Genomic DNA, 17,901 nt, shown 5'->3' on the forward strand with positions numbered 1-17,901 from the left:
AATCGGCTTCCGGTCTTCCGGACTTTCAGACTTTTCCGACTAACAAAATCGGCCGAAAGATAATAGAAAAACGACGGTATAGGAAGGTATTCTTGCAGTACACTGATAATTTATCTATATTGTCAGTCAACCTGAATACGATAGAAATATTTCATATTCATGAAGAAGCTCATTAAAGCCATCAACCTGTTCTATTTTTTCCTGAAGTTTAAGAGTTACCGTATCGCCCATTTCCTGGCCAAGGATAGCTTTCCGCTGGAAAGGGTTAACGAGATCTCTATCCGAGATGGGAAGGTCGTTGTCAATAAAACCGGTCAGGCTTTTACCCTGGAACAAATAGCGCCCTGTGCTGCCAGTTTTGATCTCTTCCTCAACATTGCTACCCACGATAAAGTAAAGATCGACAATGCCGGTAAAGAAGTCTACCTCACCTGGGAGCAGGTAAAGATCAAAGCCGCTACATTTGAAAACTTTTACGTGGCCAGTGAGCTCTTCATTGAAGGACTCTATAGCCTGCATTACGATAAAAACCTGGTAGTATGCGATGTGGGTATGAATGTAGGTGTGGCCTCCCTGTATTTTGCCAACATGAAGAATGTGCAGAAGGTCTACAGCTTTGAGCCTTTCCCCGAAACCTATGAAGCAGGTTTGGCCAACTTTGCCCTCAATCCCGCACTTTCTAAGAAGATCGTTCCCTATAACCTCGGCGTCGGTGGCAGCACTGCCGACCTGGTGATCCCCATCAGTAATGTAGACAGTGCCACCAAAAGTACGACCGACTTCTTCCTGCAACAGATCGATACCGATCAATCCAACTCCATTACTGTAAAGATTAAAGACATTCGTGAAGTGGTACAGGAGATATTTGCCAATCACCCAGGTGATGCACTCCTCCTGAAGCTCGATTGCGAGGGCGCTGAATACGAGATCCTCGACAAACTGAATGAAAGCGGCCTGCTACCAAAGATCAAGGTGATCAAGATCGAGTGGCACTTCAAGGGATATCACCCGCTCGTAAAACTGCTCACCGCCAATGGTTTTAGCAGTGTGGTATTTCCACGGCCTACCCAGGCCATCCCCGATATGGGTATGATCTATGCGTTTAAAATGCAATAGGTGAGGAAAAAGCTGCTAGCCTTTGGGGCGTTCAATATGCGCTAACAGCTAATACCTGATACTTATCCATATTTCTTCAGCAGCTTCCTGGCCCGGGAGTGGAAGGAGGGCAATTCATGCGGCCAGCGTTCTTCAATGATCAGTTTTATTTCGGGAATAATATCGGGATAGCTATCAGCCAGGTGTTCCAGCACAGTCAACGAAAATGCTTTGATAGCAGCAGGCTGCTGTGGGGCGGTAATGAACTCAAAGCAGATATTCATCACCTGTCCCTGGTATCGTGTGGGAATAGTAATATCCTGCAATAGCCGCAGGATGTTGCGGGTGACGGCATTGTGCACATCTTTTCTTTCCAGCAATTTCAACAGTTTGCCCAGGTAGGGCATTACAAAAGAGGGGTTACGCTGTGCACAATAGCTCAATGGCCAGCCACCCCTTTGCTGCACCAGTTTATCACCTTCCAGGAAAACCTTCATCAGGGCATCAAACCTCTTTTTATCGTGCCCTACATATTGCACGATCTGGTCAGTCTGGTCTTTGGAATGCTTCTCCAGTAGGGCGTTTTTAAGATCCACTCGTCTTGATTAATTTCTTACGGGCAAAGCTAAACAAGTCCTTATAAGCCTGGATCATGTATTTGAAGATATTGCGTACTTCCACATGCACATATTTCTTGAGGATCACGATCAGTACAATGCCCGACACGATATTAAATGCCACCGTAGCATAGGCGGCGCCCATGCCCTTAAACCAATACAAACCGGCATAGGTGGCTACCAGGTTAAACAGCGTGAGGCATACACTTACATAAAAATTGGCCTGTGGCTTGCCAATGGCGTCCAGCGTTGAGCCAAACTGGAAACCCAAAGGACGAACCAGGCTGAACAGAATAGTCAATTGCAGGATGGGAGCAGCTGGCATATAATCGGGGCCAGCCAATAAATAAATGATCAGCCGGGGAAAGCAAAGATGAATAAGGAAAGGGGCACGATCAAAGCCAGGATGGTACCCATCATCCGTTCGAAGTAATATTTTACCTTACCAAGTCCATCAGTTTCCAACGTCTCCACATTTTTGGGAAACAATACGTCGGCTGCTGCCAGAGAGGGTACATCGATCATATTGTTGATCCGCGCCACAATATTGTAATACGATACATACTGTTTGCCCATGGCCGGGCTTAGCAACGAAGCCGTTACAAAGTGGTCAAAGGTCCGGGCCATATTGGAAAACAGGTTGGTACCAAAAATGTATTTGCCAAAATGGAACATCTTGCGCATCGTATGCCCGTCGAAATGAAAACCACGCAGGCGATAGGGGCTGTTGCCCTGAACAAGATCGCCACCCCGGCCAGCAATGCCACGATCTGCAATAGTACCAGGTTAATCAAGGTCAGGTATCCACTAAAAACAAAACTAAGCAGGATCACTCCTATAAAGAAAATGCCCTGGCGTACAAAGTAGGCCCAGAAGATTCTGGAGAACTGGTAGTGTGCCTGTAACAATACTTCATAGTGGTTATAAGGAATCAGCAACACCACAAATACCACACTCCAGGTTAACATGGGTACCAGGTCTGTCATCTTCAAAATATGGGATAACCAGGCACCTCCGATAGTAAACAATAAAATAACAAGTAAAGAACATGAAATATTGATAACCAAAGATGAAGATTGCACTTCTTTCTTTTTATTAGCGAACTCCGAAAGGCCCAGGAACTTGATGGTAGGATTGCGCAGCAAGCCCTGCTTGATGGTTTCAAACAAGGCCAGGATGGTGAGGTACATGGCCCATACACCATTTGTTTCAACACCATGTTCCTGTTTGGAAAATCCCTGACCAGGATCATAAAAGAAATCGCTCCAAAGAAGAAAAGCGAAAAACGTTGTAAGAGGGTATAAAAGATAGAATGTAACCAGAAAGATGATTTCAACAGCTTCAAGGGGAATACTTTGGGCGTGAAATTAGTGTTTAAATCAATTGGTGGTTAGTGGAAACTACGCAACATGGGGCCCGAAGGTGCATTTTACCCACATGAGTCGCCTTTTCAGTCCCGCCAATAGGAGGGACCACCTTGATTAGTCTCCCTGTCTAAAGGTTCGCTTAAGGTAGCCTTAAGGTTGTCTTAAGGTAGGGCGTTAAAGCGCACTTTCTAAGGGTTGGCCGGTTGTGTTTGGGCGGCCAGTTGCTTTATCCATTTCCGGGTAATCCATAAAGGGATCAATCCAAACACCCCAAAACAGCAATCGATCAGGATATGGAACCAGGGAATGCCCCGGATGGGACCGGCAATAAGCGCCAGCGGAAATACCACTACACAGGCCAGCATGGCCCATTCAATAACCCAGATATTTCGAACTGGATCCCGATAGGGGCCAATAAATGCCATCCCGATCACAATGTGGGCAAAAGCCAGCCAGTCGAACCCATAGAACAGGAAGGGGTATTGGTCATTGGCAGCCTTTACGCCCAGCCATACCTGGTATAAGAAGGCGCCGATCAGTGAATCACGCGACAATACTTCGTGGTCCATGGCCCATTTGAGTTGCGTGTAAACAGGGAAAGCAGTAATGCCGCTTAATACCAGCATGATCACAAAAAAGAGGATCATGGCGCGGATACGGCGCAGGCGTTTTTGGGGAGTCATCTTGTTGTACTTTTACATTTAACCGTTATCATCATGGCCCGGGATTTGCCAGAAAACAGCGTTTTATTCCCCGGCATGGGTACAAGATAGAAAAGATTATGAAAGCAATTCGATGGACCTTATTCCTATTATTGGCCGACATTACTTCCTGTCAACGGCCCGCCCCCAAAGCGGCGCTGGTTTTCCAAACCGACTTTGGTGTAAAGGATGGCGCCGTAAGCGCCATGAAAGGAGTAGCTACAGGTGTATCTCCTGAACTCAAGCTGTATGACCTTACCCACGAAATACCCGCTTATAATATCTGGGAAGCGGCTTACAGGCTGCAGCAAACGGCTCCTTATTGGCCAGGGGGTACCGTATTCGTTTCTGTGGTCGACCCTGGTGTAGGCACCAGCAGGAAGTCAATAGTGGCCAAGACACGGAATGGACAATACTTCGTAACGCCTGATAATGGCACCCTTACACTTATTGCTGAATCAATTGGTATAGAATCTGTGAGAGAGATTAATGAGGTATTAAATAGAAGAAAAAACTCCCAAGCTTCTTACACATTTCATGGCCGGGATGTATACGCCTATACCGGCGCCCGCCTGGCGGCTGGTGTGATCAGTTTTGAGGAGGTCGGGAAGCTTCTGCCTGATACAGTAGTTCGGATTACCTATCCAAAACCGGTCTTGAATGGCGATACATTGATAGGCGGTATCCCTGTTCTGGATGTTCAGTATGGTAATGTTTGGACGAATATTAATGATTCGATTTTCAATAAATTACAACTGTTGACTGATAAAAAAGTAAAAATAATTATCGACAGGGGAGGGGTGACCTTCTTTAACCAGGAGGTGCCGGTAGTGACCACCTTTGGTGCTGTTCCTGAAGGGCAGGCATTGGCTTATATGAACAGCTTGATGAACTTTTCACTGGCCCTCAATATGCGCAGCTTTGCCGATTCTTTTCACATCAACAGCGGACCTGATTGGAGGGTTAAAATAGTTGCTGCTCACTAAAGGGGCAATAAGGTCCGGAGTCTGAAATAGGAAGTCTGAAAAGCTGCTTATAACGGAATGAAAATCCTGGATTTCTGACCTCAAGCTGCCGACTTCTTCTTTCTCCACAAAAGTGGAAAAATGAGGTCAAAAACACTGGTTTATAACGGGTTTTCCGCCCCAAATAGGGTAGATTTGCCACCCATCGCGATCCGTCATCCTGGCGGACATAAAATGGATAAAATCAGCTAAATACAGCTATGGAAGAGAATCTCACACCATCAGAAACGAATGATCAGAATCGGATCGTTCCCGTGAACATTGAAGAGCAGATGAAAACAGCCTACATCGACTATTCCATGTCGGTCATTGTAGGTCGCGCCTTACCCGACGTGCGGGATGGATTGAAGCCGGTTCACCGGCGCATCCTGTTTGCCATGAATGAAATGGGGGTTACTCACAATAAACCATTTAAAAAGTCAGCCCGTATCGTAGGGGACGTACTCGGTAAATACCACCCACACGGTGATAGTTCCGTTTACGACGCCATGGTTCGTATGGCGCAAGACTGGAGCATGCGCTATACCCTGGTTGATAGTCAGGGTAACTTCGGTAGCCAGGATGGCGATGGCCCGGCGGCCATGCGTTATACGGAGGTGCGTCTTGAAAAGATGGCCGAAGCCATGCTGGAAGATATCGACAAAGAAACAGTTGATTTCCAACTCAACTTCGATGACTCCTTAAAAGAGCCTACAGTATTGCCTTCCCGCATTCCCAACCTCTTATTGAATGGTTCCAGTGGTATCGCCGTAGGTATGGCAACCAATATTATGCCGCACAACCTGTCGGAGGTGATCGACGGTTGTATTGCCTACATCGACAAGCGCGATATCACCATCGAAGAAATGATGGCTTACGTGAAGGCGCCCGATTTCCCAACCGGCGGTATCATCTACGGTATGGAAGGCGTGAAAGCTGGTATGGCTACCGGTCGTGGCCGGGTGGTGCTGCGTGGCAGGGTTACCTTGGATGCCAAACCCAGCGGTCGTGAACAGATCATCATTACCGAAGTACCATACCAGGTAAACCGGGATGCTTTGTGCGACCGTATTGGCCAACTGGTCAATGAAAAGATCGTAGAAGGCATCGCCCATGTAAACAACGAATCCAACGAAAAAGAAGGCACCCGCATCGTGGTCGATCTGAAAAGGGATGCTATTGCCAATGTGGTGGTCAACCAACTTTATAAATATACCGAACTTCAAACCTCCTACGGTATCAACAATGTGGCGCTGGTAAAAGGCCGCCCCAGGATCCTGAGCGTACGGGATATGATCACTGAGTTTGTAGAGTTTCGTCATGAAGTGGTGGTACGCCGTACCGAGTTTGAACTGAAAGAAGCACAGAAGAAAGCACATATCCTGCAAGGCTACCTCATTGCCCTGGACCACCTGGATGAAGTGATTGCTATGATCCGCGCTTCTTCAACACCCGAAGTAGCCAAAGAAAACCTGGTCAACGCAGGCTGGGGATTGGATGAAATACAAGCCAAAGCCATCCTGGAATTACGTCTCCAACGCTTAACCGGCATGGAACGTGAGAAGATCAAGGAAGAATATGATGAACTGATGAAGTTGATCGCCTACCTGCAGGAATTGCTGGGCAACGAAGGCATGCGTTATGATGTGATCAAAAGGAACTGATCGAGATCAAGGATAAGTATGGTGACGCCCGTAAATCAGAGATCACTTACCTCGATGATGAAGTAAGCATCAAAGACCTGATCAAAGAAGAAGATGTGGTGATCACCATATCTCACCTGGGATATATCAAGCGTACTTCTGCCAACGAATACCGCGCCCAGAAAAGAGGCGGCAGGGGTGTGATCGGCGGCCGTACCAGGGAGGAAGACTTTATCGAACACCTCTTTGTAGCTTCCACCCACCATACCATGCTGTTCTTTACTGAAAAAGGCCGTTGCTTCTGGCTCAATGTTTACCAGATACCTGAGGGTGAGAAGACCAGTAAGGGAAGGGCCATACAGAATATGATCCAGATACCGCCGGATGATAAGGTGCGCGCCATCATTGATGTGAGGGACCTGGAAGACAAAGACTTTGTCAAGAGCCATAATATTGTACTTTGCACCAAGAAAGGCGTGCTGAAGAAAACTGAACTGGAAGATTTCAGCAATCCCCGCAAAACAGGTGTCAATGCCATCACTATCCAGGAAGGTGATGAACTGTTGGAAGCCAGGATGACCGATGGTAATTGTGAGATCATGCTGGCTGTAAAAGTGGCCGCGCTATCCGTTTCCCCGAAGAAAAAGTAAGAGCAACCGGCCGGGGCGCCATTGGTGTAGGCGGTATTGAAGTAGATGATGCTAATGACGAAGTGATTGGCATGATATGTGTCGGAAAGGAAGATAAATCGCGTACTGTTCTGGTAGTGAGTGAAAAAGGATATGGAAAACGGACACAGATCGATGAATACCGGATCACCAACCGGGGCGGTAAAGGGGTTAAGACCATCACTGTAACCGATAAGACTGGTCCGCTGGTAGGTATACTGGATGTAACCGAAAAAGAAGACCTGATGATCACCTGTAGGAGTGGTGTTACCATCCGGATGCCGATCAAGGGCGTTAGTGAACAAGGTCGTGCTACTCAGGGCGTAAAGCTCATTCGCCTCAATGACGGCGATGAGATTGCCGCTATTACCAAGCTGGATGAGGACGATGAGGAAACCGAAGCTGTAGTAATTGCTGAAGGTGGTACAGAACCCATTATTGAGGAAACAGCGGCTGACGAAGAAGGATTAAATGCTGGTGAAGAGCCAACCGGAGACGCGGAAACCGCATCTGGAGAAGAAACAAACCCATCATAAAACCAACTATCACTTTAAAACTAATAAGCAAACAATGAAAAAGGTATTGCTGACCGTATTGCTGGCCGCCACAGGTTTTGGCTTGTATGCGCAGAAACTGGACAAAGCCAAAGATCTACTAGGTAAAAAGAAACTAACTGAAGCAAAAACCGAAATAGACGGCGTACTGGCTATTGATAAAAACCAGGCTCTTTCTGAACCTTATTACCAAAAGGCTAAAATTTACATAGCCATCAATAAGGATTCCAGTCTGAAAGGAACGGTACCAGACGCCCGTGAAGTTGCTTTCCAGTCCCTCAAAAAATACCTGGAACTGGAAGGAAAAGAAAAGGATGCCAACAAAAGGTACCTGCTGCTCACCTTTGATGGCAATCAACCCCTGGTTGATGTGTATACCGGGTATTCAAAAGATGGTGCCGCTTTCTACAATGCCGGTAACTACAATGATGCCCTCACCAATTTTAAGAAGACACTGGAAGTATTTGATGTATTGGCCGAAAGGGGTATCGTTCCCATGAAAATGGATACCACTACCACTTTATATGCCGGTATCTCTGCCGAAAAAGCCAGCAAACCCGATGAAGCAGCTGTATACTATTCTAAAATAGCCGAAGCCAAAGCCAAGAGTGAGGGTTTTGTTGAGATCTACAAGTGGTTGGCCGACCATTATCGTCAGAAGAATGATATCGCTACCGCTCAAAAGTTCTCTGCTCTGGGTAAAGAAGTATATCCCCAGGATCCATTCTGGACCGGCTTCGACCTGGAAATGCTGAGCGATAAAGGTACCAAGCCCGACCTGTTCAAGAAATATGAAGAAGTGATCAAGGAAAATCCCGATAACCATATCTTCCTGTTCAACTATGCGGTTGAATTGTACAAAGAAGGTTACCAGGAAGATGTGACCAAGCGTCCGGCCAATTCAAAAGAGCTGATCAACAAAGCAGCTGAAATGATGAAGCGTACCCTGGAAAAGAAGCCTGATTACGCCAATGCCAATATGGTAATGGGTCAGATCCTGTATAACCAGGGTGTAGACATCAATACAGAGAACAAGGCCATCCGTCCATCAGGTGGTACCAAATTGACGCCTGACCAACTGAAGAAGAAGGAAGAACTGCGCCATGAAGTAGTGAAGAAATTTGACGAAGCCACTCCTTATTTTGAAAAGGTAGATGAGCTGCTGGACAAGCAAGCTAAGCTGAAAATGGATGACAAAGACATCCTGAAAATGCACTGGATCTGTTGATCACCATCAATGAAGAAAAGACCAGCCAGTTGGAAACAAAGCGTAATGCTGCGGAAACCAAAAAGGCCACTGCAGAAATGAAACAGTATGAAGCCGAGATCAAAAAGCTGCAGGATAAAACGACCGTTTACACGGAGAAGTTCAACAACGTTGACCGCAAGCACTAAACAAAACCTGCTTGTAGCCTGAAACAGGGTTGCGATTTAGCAGCAACTTGTTCAGAATATTATAAAAGAATCCCTCGTTATTACGGGGATTTTTTTATTTTTAAGCAGATTCTAACCTTTAAATCAACGTGCGACATGTCTACCTACAACGATTTGCTGCTAATTGTGTTTATTCTCGTCACGGTGCCTTGTTTTACGTATTGGATGGGCTACCGCAGTGGTGAGAAATCGGGTGAACTGAGGGTGTATAAGGACATACAGGATAAAAGTGAGGCGGGGCTTGAAACCAGGCCAACATTATCCGATTCTCCGGCTTAGGACAAGGGATTTACGAAGGAATCAACAAACTGGAATAATTACACCGAAAACTTTTTAGAAAAGGCAAAGTCTCAGCTTTGCCTTTTTTATTGCCCTAAGGTTTGGGCTAAGGGCGCTAAAAGCAGGAGTGTAAGGCAGATCAGAGGTCTATGCAAAGGGTAGCTAGTCTACTAGAATGCCCTGTGCATTTGACTGCCAGTTGTGTTGTCCTAAAAATCCCTTGAAGTAGGAGAATTGAGCTAATTTCGGCACTTAAAATTCCTAAGTTTTGTATTCTTCCCACCTTGATAGCTTAATTAGCCAGTACAAGAGCTTCAACCTGCACGAAGTGCTGGACTATGACCGTTTTAATCAGTACCTGATAATCCACCATTCGACCAGTATCGAGGGTAGTACCCTGACGGAGGTTGAAACCCGGCTACTCCTGGAAGAAGATATAACCCCTAAGGGCAAGCCGCTAATGCACAGCTTAATGGTAAAGGATCATTATGAGGCGTTGAAGTTTGTATTAAAATCTGCCCAGAAAAAGCAAGTAATAACAGTAGAGTTTATACAACAAATTAACGCTCGTGTGATGCGTAATACGGGGAGTGTATATAATACAGTGCTTGGCGAAGTAGATGCTTCCAGGGGAATGTTTCGTAAGGGAAATCTTAGGGGCGAAAAATAGGATTAAGCTAGAAAATGTAATTTTGCCTATAAATTAGAAATCATGACACAGATCGAAATTGACAAAAAGAAATATGCTTTAATTCCTTTAAAGGAATATGAGGCTTTACAGAAAAAGGCTGCTTTGAAAGCAAAGACAGAAAAGGTACTTAGCGTTGAAGATGCCCGATCTTACAGTAAAAAGTTGATCCGAAAATGGGCAAGCGCAAAGTCGTAGTAAAGGAGTCTGCTGCTGAATCCATCGCAACTGTAGCCTGGTTCATCGAAAGTCAGGGACTTATTGCGACAGCAGAAAAGTGGGTAGATCGTGTTTATGACTTTTTATTAAAATGGCAGACAATCGGAAATCTTACCATGTCTGCAGAGATGCTCCACGTGCAATTTTAGGGTATAAATGTCTTCCCTATAAAAAGAAGTATACCATTGTTTTTATCGAGACTGAAACGGAGTTGATAATTTGCGAATTTGTATCGTCTAAGTTGATTTATTGGTAAGGTCTATTCTTCAGGCTAATTAGCTTTTTTAATGTACCCATTTACATTTGTTAAAACGGCCTTACTCCATTGATTTTTATGCTTTTAGTCGTATATTGTGTGTAGTTCTTTGAAATAGGATCCTGACAAAGCGACTGAAAAGGGAATATCGGTCGTTGTCCAGTATCGGTTATATGTTTGAAATTTAGAATAATCAGTAGGGGAAAAATTTGCAAAAGCAGGGGGCAAAAGTTGCCCTTTTAGTGTCTACTTATATTTAACATAATATCAATTATAAGAGAACCTCCAGTTGGTTTGAGCTAAACTATTAACTCAAACCAACTGGAGGTTACATTCAAATAAGATGCTAAGCGTATTAAATTTCACAGCCTAAAAGCGACTTATTTTACAACGTATAAAACACCAACTTTGTTGGCCCGCAGACAGCAGCCGTAAGCTCCCTATCGAATTCTTATTCCGTTTTACAGCACGTAGAACGCCTTCGCTGGCCTTTCATATTCCAGGAATTCCTGGTCGCGCAGCATTTGCCGCAGGTCCCTCTCAATGTTGCGGGCTATGGTGGTCATGGGTGTATCCGTGGGCTTATTTTCAAAAGGATCCTGTAAATGGATGGCCATTTTCTCGATCAGCAGGAACGATGCTGAAACGGCCATCACCAGCGGGATTTCAAGAACCCAAAATACTCAATGACGCCGAAGGGCAACAGAGCGATGAACAGCAACAACGAAAAATGAATGTACAGACTGTAAGTGTGCGGAAACACAGTATTCTTGATGCGTTCGCACTTTCCCATGGCTTCACAAAGCCGGGATATGGTACGGTCCAGCTCTACTTGCTGGTAGCGGTTTACCCAGCCGTTTTCCAGCGCCCGTTTCAGGTCACGGCCATGCTGCTCCAGCAAAGCTGCCGGCACATTGCTGTATTGGCTCACCATTTCCAGCTCTCGTTTGCTCAGGTACCTGTCAAGTCCCTGTGTGGCCGGTGTGCCACGCAGGTTTTGCCCCAGGCTGTAATTCCAGGCTATTTGCCGGCGGATGACCCGCTCCCTGAAAAAATATACATCATCGTCTTCATCCCTGTTATCTGTAAAACTAAGCACCTGCCGGGCCAGCGTGCGCGATTCATTGACTATGGCCCCCAGATATGCCTTGCCTCCCACCACCGGTCATAGGCCTGGTTGCTGCGGAATCCCAACAACAGCGAGATCACTGTACCCAGCAAGGCAGGGATGGCCAAAGGAATCGAAATGGGTAACACCCGGTTAGTTTCATGCAAAATGGCTATAACTGTGGTATACAGCAGGATGATCAGTAACTCATACTGTATCTTGCCGAATATGTAACGGAATGGGATATTCTTCTTTAACAGCATAATTTTTTTCTTTTGTGACTAATGTTTCATTGGTTCTCTTCCTCGAAATTTCCAGCTCCTGTACAGGCGTTTCTGCTTCTGCCTGCTTCCTTTTGAGCTTAAATTCCTTCATCATAGGCACGCCGCCTTTATTGAACAAAGGCACAGGGTTTACACTGCCCGTGTGTACTGAATGAAATACATAATGATCGGGACACACGATGAGGTCAATATCATTGGCGTCCACAAAATTCCGGAAAACGGCTGCCGTATCGCCATACTGGTGGCGGATCACAATGCTGCGGATGGTTTTGGGGTGTTGTAGTTTTACCCGTTTACAGGCATTCCGAAATGCTTCTGTAACCAGCTCTGCATAAGGCAACTTACCCCGGATGTCGAATACATCACTTACAAAAACGGGATCTCAAAAGCATGGAACAGGATAATGTTAAGCGACTCTCCTTCCAATGACTGTGCTGTTTTATCAGCCAGTTCCAGTGAGGCCACAGAAAAATCTGTAGGGATCAATACATTTCTCATGGGTTCTTTTTTGTATCATTAATTGATTATCGGATACAAAATTGGCCCGCGCCCATTAGCCTGGTTTAAGGCACAGATTAGAATCCAGTGAGATGATGATTAGAAACTGATAAATGAAATAAGAATACGATAAGAGAATTCAACTTAACCTAGCAACGGGTAAACTCACCAGCACGGTGGTCCCTTTCCCTACCTGCGAATTGATCCGGATATCACCTTTGTGCAGCCGGATGATGGTATGGGTTAAGGGCAGTCCAATGCCATATCCTTCATAATCAAAGGTATTGGAGGCCCGGAAAAAGGATCGAAAATATACTTCACTTCAGCAGCCGGAATGCCAATCCCTTCATCCACTACTGCAATAATGATCTTCTTTTCAGCAGCGGCTAAGGAAAGTAAAACTGATTTATTATCAGAGTATTTGCAAGCATTTAATACAATATTGCTTAAGGCTAGATGCAGGAGCTGATCGTTGCCCTGAACGGAAACCAAACGTTCATCTTCAGGTAGGTGGAGGCTGACCCTGACCCTGTTATTGGGCTCTATTTCATCCACTGTTTTTAACGTTCATCAAGGACTCATCCATTCGCAGGATGCCCCACTCCTGCTTTCGGCCGTCAAATCCGGCCTGGGCCAGTTTGAGTAAACTGGCGGTCAGGTGTTGCAGCCGGGCTGCCTCGCGCAGAATGACCTGGAGAGATTGTTGGTATTCCTGTTCAGAACGGGCTTTTGACAGGGCAATTTCGGCTTCTCCTATAATGGTAGTTAGCGGAGTGCGTAGTTCATGGGAGGCATTGCTTACAAAATTGTTCTGGGTCTCAAAGGAGGTCTCTAGCCGGTCCAGCATATTATTGAAGGTTTGCGCCAGGGCTGTGATCTCATCTTTACCAATCCCCTCTTGCAAGCGCAGGTGCAGGTTATGGGCACTGATGTCTTCCACCCGGCGCGTGATCTCTCTTACTGGTGCAAAGATGCTCCGGGAAAGAAATGTACCAACAGTAAAAATAGCGATAATTGACATGATAAAAGTGATTATCAATACATTACCAAGATTTTTACAACTTGATCGCCATATACATTGACAGCCGAACTGATCACCAGAAATTGCCTATTGTGTGCATTCCGATACAGGATGCCGGCATATTGGGTATGCTTGACAGCTGTAAAAACTGTTTTCCCATTTTGCAGTATGATCGAATTGTAAAAGGTTTGAGGCAGTTTAGGACCCGTGTCGTTTTTAGTTTTCTGGCCAGGCTATCATATTCCAGGATATATACTTTTTCCTTGGGCAAAGCGGTCAGGTATTGTTCCCGTAATTCATTAAAGGCAGCCGTAGAGGTTTCGTCATCTTCAAAATGTATGCGGGCCGATATCTTGGCCCGTAACTCCAGCCTTTTGAGAAAGTCATTGAAGGTAAACCGGCTGGCAAAATAGTACACTGCCAGGCTAAGGAATAAAATAATGCCCGCTGTGACAGCTGTAAAAAGCAAGGCAGTTTTTACCTGGATCTTCATGCCTATTGTTCTTTAATAATATAGCCCATGCCAATCACTGTATGGATCAGTTTACGGTCATGATCATTACCCAGTTTTTTGCGAAGGTAGTTTACATATACGTCCACTACATTAGTACCCATATTGAAGTCGATGCCCCACACATTTTCCAGCAGTTCAATACGCGACAAAACCCGGCCACGGTTACGAACCAGGAATTCTAATAAACGGTATTCAGTAGAAGTAAGGGCTATTTCACGTCCATCCCGGATGACGTGTTTGGCAGCTGTATTGACAGTGATATCGCCAATCTGTAATAGATCGATTGCCCGGGCAGCAGTACTTGATTTCCGGCGACTTAGGGTGCGCAGCCGCGCTTCCAGTTCGGCAAATTTGAAAGGTTTTACCAGGTAATCATCGGCGCCATTGTCCAGCCCTGCAACAATGTTTTCGGTGGTGCCCAGGGCGGTAAGCATGAGTATGGGTGTATCAATACCTTCCCGGCGCAGCCTTTGCACAGTTCAGGCCATTGATACCGGGCAGCATGATATCCAGGATCATTACGTCAAAACTGTGGCCCGTACCCATGTCCAATCCTGCCTTGCCATCGGGAGCCACGGAAACGGAATATCCGCTTTCGCTCAATCCTTTACGGATCATAGCCGATACAGTTGCTTCATCTTCAACCAATAACACTTTCATGGGCGCCTGTTTAGAAGGTGCAAAAATAACCCCTATTTCACAGCATTGACATTAGAAAACGATAAGAATTGTGACCGGTTGGGCCCAATGGCCTAAAAACAAGCGCCCCGTAGAAACGGGGCGGTGGTAAAACAAAAAATGCATATGAACTGATTTGAACCTTTATGCTGGAGTTTCAATCGCTACAGGGATTGGTACCGTTCTATCACCAGGGCCCATTCTTGCTGACCTGATTGGGAGTTTTTATCCTCCTGTAATAAACCAGGAGAACCGGCAAAAACCGTTACAACTACTTTCCCGCTTGCACTAATGACAAAACCTGGTAAATCGGTGCCGGCAACAGGTGCTGTATCATGATCGGAATGCATACCTAATCTTAATGCATCTTTGACCAAACTACTCCCCTTGTACTTAACCACAGCACCTGTGCCGGCTATTGATTTTTGTAGTAAGCTGATTTTACTTACTTCCTTTATGATCTTAAACCAGGTATTTTCAATAGAAACATACCTTATTTGATCCATGATGCTTTCCAGGATGGGCGACGGTGCATTACTGCGCTGCTTCCCTTGTCCATCCACCCAAACCAACATCGCCTGCTGACGGATGTCATCTTTAATGCCTTCATGAAGAATGGCCTGATCACTGTGCAGGAGGGCGCCTACGCCATATCCATTGAGTAATTTTTTGTGCTTATCGGGTTGCATCACTACCGGAATGATCAACAGTACACCGATATAAAAAGGAATACTTTTCATCGTCACTTTTTTAAAAAGCCCGGAGACCAGGAAACCTGGTTAACCCTAACCTTTGAATCAACTCCAGCTAAAAGGTCCTACCCGGGCTTTGTGGTTCTTCTGTCCTTCCTTAGTCCAATGCCGCCATGTCAGCCATATGCAGCCTTAGCTTCTTAAAACTGTAACCGGTACAGTATGTCCGGGAAAAAGCCTACCTGGTTTACTGCGCCTACCTCTTTCCTTTGGCGATTGTATCGCTGAATGAATACATTGTCTCTATTGGTTACGTTCTGTATATCGAGGTAAAAAGTGTGCGACAGTTTGCGTTTGGCGCTGTTGAGCCGGATACCAAAACGGGTATCAAAACGCAGGTAGTTGGAAAACTGGAGTTCATTGTACCGGTTCTCATCCAATTGCTCATAGCCCGATGCATTGGAAGCTGCTATGTCAACCGGTGTATAATATCGACCGCCCGACTGGGTGAATTTGATGTCGATGGTAAAAGCATTACGCCCATCACGTCCCATTTTCCATTCCCTGCCTGCCAGTACATTCACCACGGCTTTATTATTGAACGTGGAATTTCTTTCTATACCATCACTGCCTTTGTATTTGGCATCGAAAATAGAAGCCGTGGTAAGTAGGTAATATCCTTTGCTGAAGAACTTCTCTATGGTGAGCTCAATACCGGTATTGGAGCCTGTACCATTACTTACCAGTCCTGCTTTTTCGGGGAAGGTGAAATCGGCCCCGCTGTTGAGAACGGAGAAGCCGCTGGCCTTCCGTTCAACTGGCGCATGTGAAATGGATTGGTGGTAAACCTCCGCTTTTAGTCGCCAATCGCGGGCAAAGAACCAATCGTATCCAATAACATAATGGTGTGCCCTGGTGAAATCGAGATCGCGATTGGACTGGTCATAACTGCCATTCGGCAATTTTTCCTGGTAAAGATATACGGGCAATGGTTGTTGCTGATGGTGCATTCCATAGCTGAAAGTAAGCGTTTGATTCCCGGCAATCGCATAACTCAAGGAGGCACGTGGTTCCACAGCTGCCTTATCGTTCAATCCATAGTATATGCCATGGAGTCCGGCATTGAGTGATAATTTATCGGTAAACCTATATTTACCTTGTGCATAGGGCTGTATTAACCAGGCGCTGCCATCATAATCGCGAATGGTTTCCCAATCAGGCTTGTCTTCGCGGGTGCGCAGCCAGGTATCTATACCATTCAGTTCGGCCAGAATACCACTGCGCATGGTGAAGCGGGTATTTATTTTGGAATTAATGAAGGATGAGAAGCGCCATCCGGTGTTCTTGGTAGACTGCTCCGACATGAACACGCGTGCGGGCAGGGAATCAAAATGCTGGTAACCGGTTCCTTCATTGCTGACATAAGAATAAGATACCATCGTACGGAGGTAGCTGTTGCGACCCAGATCAAGCGTGTGTTTGAGGCCGAGCACACCAATATTTGATTTGAAATAATTGTCTTCATCTCTATTGGCGAAGAGGTCAGAGGAATCTAGGTCAGCGCCTACCATATCGATACTGCTGGTACCACCCATTCCAAAGATGCTGAACTTGCCCCATTTGGATTTGGCGAAATTGATGTGGAAAATAATGTCTTGGTATTTTGGTACTGCTTTTGTACCGATATCAAATCCCAGTGATTGGCCAATTTGTGCAAAGGAATAGCGGTAACCGATGAGGAAGGATGACCCATTCTTGCTTTTATTTAATGGACCTTCAAGCATGGCTTCCAGGCCGCTGAACATATTCAATTGAATGGTCTTTTCAAACTTGTCTTTATTTCCATTACGCAATCCAATATCAAAAACGGCACCGGTAGCATTACCAAATTCTGCCGGGAAGGCTCCTGTATAAAAGTCGGAGGTCTTCAGGGCATTGGTATTTAAAGCACTCACAGGACCGCCGGTAGTTCCCATGGTAGAGAAGTGATTGGGGTTGGGAATGGGGATGCCTTCCATGCGCCACAATACAGCCGTGGGCGAATTGCCGCGTACCACGATATCATTACGCGAATCGTTGGTGTTTGCCACGCCCGCAAAGTTGCTGGCTAGCTTGGCTGGGTCATTACGCCCACCGGCATACCGCGTTACATCATCCATACTGAAGGAGCGGGAACTGCTACCGGCAAATTCATTGGAAGCCATGCCTTTTCTGGTTCTGCCAGCGGTGATGGTTACCGCGTTCAGGGCGGCAATCTGTTGATCAAGTGGCACATCCAAAATCACCTGCTTGCCGGAGGTAACCAGTACTTCAGGAATGGTGACAGTTTTGTATCCGATATAGGTAAAGGATACATGGTGACGGCCCAGTGGTACAACTGGTAGTACAAAACGACCAAGGGAATCGGTGGTGGCGCCAATGCGTGTGCCCACAATACTTACGGATACATTGGCCAGGGGCCTTTCCGATGCTTTATCAATAACGGTACCGGTTACCGTTTGCGAATTGTTTTGAGCGTAAGAGTAAAGGCCACTAATGAATAGCAGCATCACAATAAGTGAATATTTCATAATGTAGGTTG

The 17,901-nt window shown here is 45.9% G+C and carries 23 protein-coding genes and 4 pseudogenes; 12 read left to right on the top strand and 15 right to left on the bottom strand.

Translation table 11 applies throughout. From position 1 onward, the window contains the following. The first annotated feature begins 159 nt into the window (after positions 1-159). The gene (locus tag RS881_RS29265) at positions 160-1,116 is read left to right on the top strand and encodes an FkbM family methyltransferase (protein WP_315813965.1); all 957 of its coding nucleotides are present in this window, start codon (positions 160-162) and stop codon (positions 1,114-1,116) included. A 62-nt stretch (positions 1,117-1,178) separates the two neighbouring features. Here RS881_RS29265 and RS881_RS29270 read toward each other — a convergent pair whose 3' ends face one another. From RS881_RS29270 to RS881_RS29290, 5 genes are all read right to left on the bottom strand, one after another. Next, the gene (locus tag RS881_RS29270) at positions 1,179-1,691 is read right to left on the bottom strand and encodes a HEAT-like fold family protein (RefSeq protein ID WP_315813966.1); all 513 of its coding nucleotides are present in this window, start codon (positions 1,689-1,691) and stop codon (positions 1,179-1,181) included. Continuing rightward, positions 1,681-2,055: an MATE family efflux transporter gene (locus RS881_RS29275; RefSeq protein ID WP_315813967.1), complete on the bottom strand. Its 375-nt coding sequence runs from the start codon at positions 2,053-2,055 to the stop codon at positions 1,681-1,683. The genes RS881_RS29270 and RS881_RS29275 overlap by 11 nt, the downstream gene beginning before the upstream one ends. An 11-nt stretch (positions 2,056-2,066) precedes the next feature. Further along, a complete protein-coding gene (locus RS881_RS29280; RefSeq protein WP_315813968.1) occupies positions 2,067-2,396 on the bottom strand; it encodes an oligosaccharide flippase family protein in 330 nt (109 codons plus the stop codon). After that, complete coding sequence (locus RS881_RS29285) at positions 2,312-2,902, bottom strand: hypothetical protein (RefSeq protein WP_315813969.1); 591 nt, start codon at positions 2,900-2,902, stop codon at positions 2,312-2,314. The genes RS881_RS29280 and RS881_RS29285 overlap by 85 nt, the downstream gene beginning before the upstream one ends. Before the next feature lie 365 nt (positions 2,903-3,267). Continuing rightward, entirely contained in the window at positions 3,268-3,762 is a 495-nt protein-coding gene (locus RS881_RS29290) for a hypothetical protein (protein WP_315813970.1), read from the bottom strand. A 98-nt stretch (positions 3,763-3,860) separates the two neighbouring features. Between RS881_RS29290 and RS881_RS29295 the strand changes: the two genes are divergently transcribed. From RS881_RS29295 to RS881_RS29345, 11 genes and pseudogenes are all read left to right on the top strand, one after another. Beyond that, complete coding sequence (locus RS881_RS29295) at positions 3,861-4,766, top strand: SAM hydrolase/SAM-dependent halogenase family protein (protein WP_315813971.1); 906 nt, start codon at positions 3,861-3,863, stop codon at positions 4,764-4,766. A 239-nt stretch (positions 4,767-5,005) separates the two neighbouring features. Beyond that, positions 5,006-6,448 (top strand): DNA gyrase/topoisomerase IV subunit A, encoded by a 1,443-nt coding sequence (locus tag RS881_RS29300; RefSeq protein WP_315813972.1) that lies wholly within the window; start codon positions 5,006-5,008, stop codon positions 6,446-6,448. Between the two features lie 95 nt (positions 6,449-6,543). Continuing rightward, the gene (locus tag RS881_RS29305) at positions 6,544-7,077 is read left to right on the top strand and encodes a DNA gyrase C-terminal beta-propeller domain-containing protein (RefSeq protein ID WP_315813973.1); all 534 of its coding nucleotides are present in this window, start codon (positions 6,544-6,546) and stop codon (positions 7,075-7,077) included. Then, positions 7,053-7,106, top strand: a pseudogene (locus RS881_RS29310) (hypothetical protein); the annotation flags it as partial. The gene RS881_RS29305 and the pseudogene RS881_RS29310, both read left to right, overlap by 25 nt. A gap of 42 nt (positions 7,107-7,148) precedes the next feature. Next, complete coding sequence (locus tag RS881_RS29315) at positions 7,149-7,631, top strand: DNA gyrase C-terminal beta-propeller domain-containing protein (RefSeq protein WP_315813974.1); 483 nt, start codon at positions 7,149-7,151, stop codon at positions 7,629-7,631. 34 nt (positions 7,632-7,665) lie between these two features. After that, the gene (locus RS881_RS29320) at positions 7,666-8,877 is read left to right on the top strand and encodes a tetratricopeptide repeat protein (protein ID WP_315813975.1); all 1,212 of its coding nucleotides are present in this window, start codon (positions 7,666-7,668) and stop codon (positions 8,875-8,877) included. After that, positions 8,874-9,044, top strand: a complete 171-nt coding sequence (locus tag RS881_RS29325; RefSeq protein WP_315813976.1) for a hypothetical protein — start codon at positions 8,874-8,876, stop codon at positions 9,042-9,044. The genes RS881_RS29320 and RS881_RS29325 overlap by 4 nt, the downstream gene beginning before the upstream one ends. Positions 9,045-9,179: 135 nt before the next feature. Next, positions 9,180-9,362 (top strand): hypothetical protein, encoded by a 183-nt coding sequence (locus RS881_RS29330; RefSeq protein ID WP_315813977.1) that lies wholly within the window; start codon positions 9,180-9,182, stop codon positions 9,360-9,362. Between the two features lie 268 nt (positions 9,363-9,630). Beyond that, positions 9,631-10,032: a Fic family protein gene (locus tag RS881_RS29335; protein ID WP_315813978.1), complete on the top strand. Its 402-nt coding sequence runs from the start codon at positions 9,631-9,633 to the stop codon at positions 10,030-10,032. A gap of 42 nt (positions 10,033-10,074) precedes the next feature. Then, complete coding sequence (locus RS881_RS29340) at positions 10,075-10,248, top strand: hypothetical protein (protein WP_315813979.1); 174 nt, start codon at positions 10,075-10,077, stop codon at positions 10,246-10,248. Continuing rightward, positions 10,227-10,418, top strand: coding sequence for a hypothetical protein (locus RS881_RS29345; protein WP_315813980.1), 192 nt, complete (start codon positions 10,227-10,229; stop codon positions 10,416-10,418). Before RS881_RS29340 ends, RS881_RS29345 begins: the two co-directional genes overlap by 22 nt. Before the next feature lie 568 nt (positions 10,419-10,986). Here the strand turns inward: RS881_RS29345 and RS881_RS29355 are convergent. The 10 genes and pseudogenes from RS881_RS29355 to RS881_RS29405 form a co-directional block, all read right to left on the bottom strand. Continuing rightward, positions 10,987-11,896 (bottom strand): annotated as a pseudogene (locus RS881_RS29355) (bestrophin family protein). Next, a complete protein-coding gene (locus RS881_RS29365) occupies positions 11,841-12,257 on the bottom strand; it encodes a hypothetical protein (RefSeq protein ID WP_315813984.1) in 417 nt (138 codons plus the stop codon). Before RS881_RS29365 ends, RS881_RS29355 begins: the two are co-directional and overlap by 56 nt. A gap of 26 nt (positions 12,258-12,283) precedes the next feature. Beyond that, positions 12,284-12,415, bottom strand: a complete 132-nt coding sequence (locus tag RS881_RS29370; RefSeq protein WP_315813985.1) for a putative universal stress family protein — start codon at positions 12,413-12,415, stop codon at positions 12,284-12,286. Between the two features lie 139 nt (positions 12,416-12,554). Then, positions 12,555-12,970: pseudogene (locus tag RS881_RS29375) on the bottom strand (sensor histidine kinase). After that, positions 12,963-13,436, bottom strand: coding sequence for a histidine kinase dimerization/phospho-acceptor domain-containing protein (locus RS881_RS29380; protein WP_315813987.1), 474 nt, complete (start codon positions 13,434-13,436; stop codon positions 12,963-12,965). Before RS881_RS29380 ends, RS881_RS29375 begins: the two are co-directional and overlap by 8 nt. Before the next feature lie 73 nt (positions 13,437-13,509). Next, positions 13,510-13,929 (bottom strand): hypothetical protein, encoded by a 420-nt coding sequence (locus tag RS881_RS29385; protein WP_315813988.1) that lies wholly within the window; start codon positions 13,927-13,929, stop codon positions 13,510-13,512. Between the two features lie 2 nt (positions 13,930-13,931). Beyond that, a complete protein-coding gene (locus tag RS881_RS29390) occupies positions 13,932-14,354 on the bottom strand; it encodes a winged helix-turn-helix domain-containing protein (protein WP_350340261.1) in 423 nt (140 codons plus the stop codon). After that, positions 14,337-14,610, bottom strand: a pseudogene (locus RS881_RS29395) (response regulator); the annotation flags it as partial. The gene RS881_RS29390 and the pseudogene RS881_RS29395, both read right to left, overlap by 18 nt. Positions 14,611-14,792: 182 nt before the next feature. Beyond that, complete coding sequence (locus RS881_RS29400; RefSeq protein WP_315813991.1) at positions 14,793-15,368, bottom strand: hypothetical protein; 576 nt, start codon at positions 15,366-15,368, stop codon at positions 14,793-14,795. A 152-nt stretch (positions 15,369-15,520) separates the two neighbouring features. After that, on the bottom strand, positions 15,521-17,890 hold the full coding sequence (locus RS881_RS29405; protein ID WP_315813992.1) for a TonB-dependent receptor: 2,370 nt from the start codon (positions 17,888-17,890) through the stop codon (positions 15,521-15,523). Between the last annotated feature and the right edge of the window lie 11 nt (positions 17,891-17,901).

Source organism: Paraflavitalea speifideaquila, assembly GCF_032395985.1.
GTDB classification, from domain to species: domain Bacteria; phylum Bacteroidota; class Bacteroidia; order Chitinophagales; family Chitinophagaceae; genus Paraflavitalea; species Paraflavitalea speifideaquila.

Bases quoted from the DNA above. Each gene is read 5' to 3' on its own strand.
- RS881_RS29265 (WP_315813965.1), top strand. From the start codon at position 160: ATGAAGAAGCTCATTAAAGCCATCAACCTGTTCTATTTTTTCCTGAAG.
- RS881_RS29280 (WP_315813968.1), bottom strand. From the start codon at position 2,396: ATGCGCAAGATGTTCCATTTTGGCAAATACATTTTTGGTACCAACCTG.
- RS881_RS29285 (WP_315813969.1), bottom strand. From the start codon at position 2,902: ATGTACCTCACCATCCTGGCCTTGTTTGAAACCATCAAGCAGGGCTTG.
- RS881_RS29290 (WP_315813970.1), bottom strand. From the start codon at position 3,762: ATGACTCCCCAAAAACGCCTGCGCCGTATCCGCGCCATGATCCTCTTT.
- RS881_RS29295 (WP_315813971.1), top strand. From the start codon at position 3,861: ATGAAAGCAATTCGATGGACCTTATTCCTATTATTGGCCGACATTACT.
- RS881_RS29300 (WP_315813972.1), top strand. From the start codon at position 5,006: ATGGAAGAGAATCTCACACCATCAGAAACGAATGATCAGAATCGGATC.
- RS881_RS29315 (WP_315813974.1), top strand. From the start codon at position 7,149: ATGATATGTGTCGGAAAGGAAGATAAATCGCGTACTGTTCTGGTAGTG.
- RS881_RS29320 (WP_315813975.1), top strand. From the start codon at position 7,666: ATGAAAAAGGTATTGCTGACCGTATTGCTGGCCGCCACAGGTTTTGGC.
- RS881_RS29330 (WP_315813977.1), top strand. From the start codon at position 9,180: ATGTCTACCTACAACGATTTGCTGCTAATTGTGTTTATTCTCGTCACG.
- RS881_RS29340 (WP_315813979.1), top strand. From the start codon at position 10,075: ATGACACAGATCGAAATTGACAAAAAGAAATATGCTTTAATTCCTTTA.
- RS881_RS29345 (WP_315813980.1), top strand. From the start codon at position 10,227: ATGGGCAAGCGCAAAGTCGTAGTAAAGGAGTCTGCTGCTGAATCCATC.
- RS881_RS29370 (WP_315813985.1), bottom strand. From the start codon at position 12,415: ATGAGAAATGTATTGATCCCTACAGATTTTTCTGTGGCCTCACTGGAA.
- RS881_RS29380 (WP_315813987.1), bottom strand. From the start codon at position 13,436: ATGTCAATTATCGCTATTTTTACTGTTGGTACATTTCTTTCCCGGAGC.
- RS881_RS29385 (WP_315813988.1), bottom strand. From the start codon at position 13,929: ATGAAGATCCAGGTAAAAACTGCCTTGCTTTTTACAGCTGTCACAGCG.
- RS881_RS29400 (WP_315813991.1), bottom strand. From the start codon at position 15,368: ATGAAAAGTATTCCTTTTTATATCGGTGTACTGTTGATCATTCCGGTA.
- RS881_RS29405 (WP_315813992.1), bottom strand. From the start codon at position 17,890: ATGAAATATTCACTTATTGTGATGCTGCTATTCATTAGTGGCCTTTAC.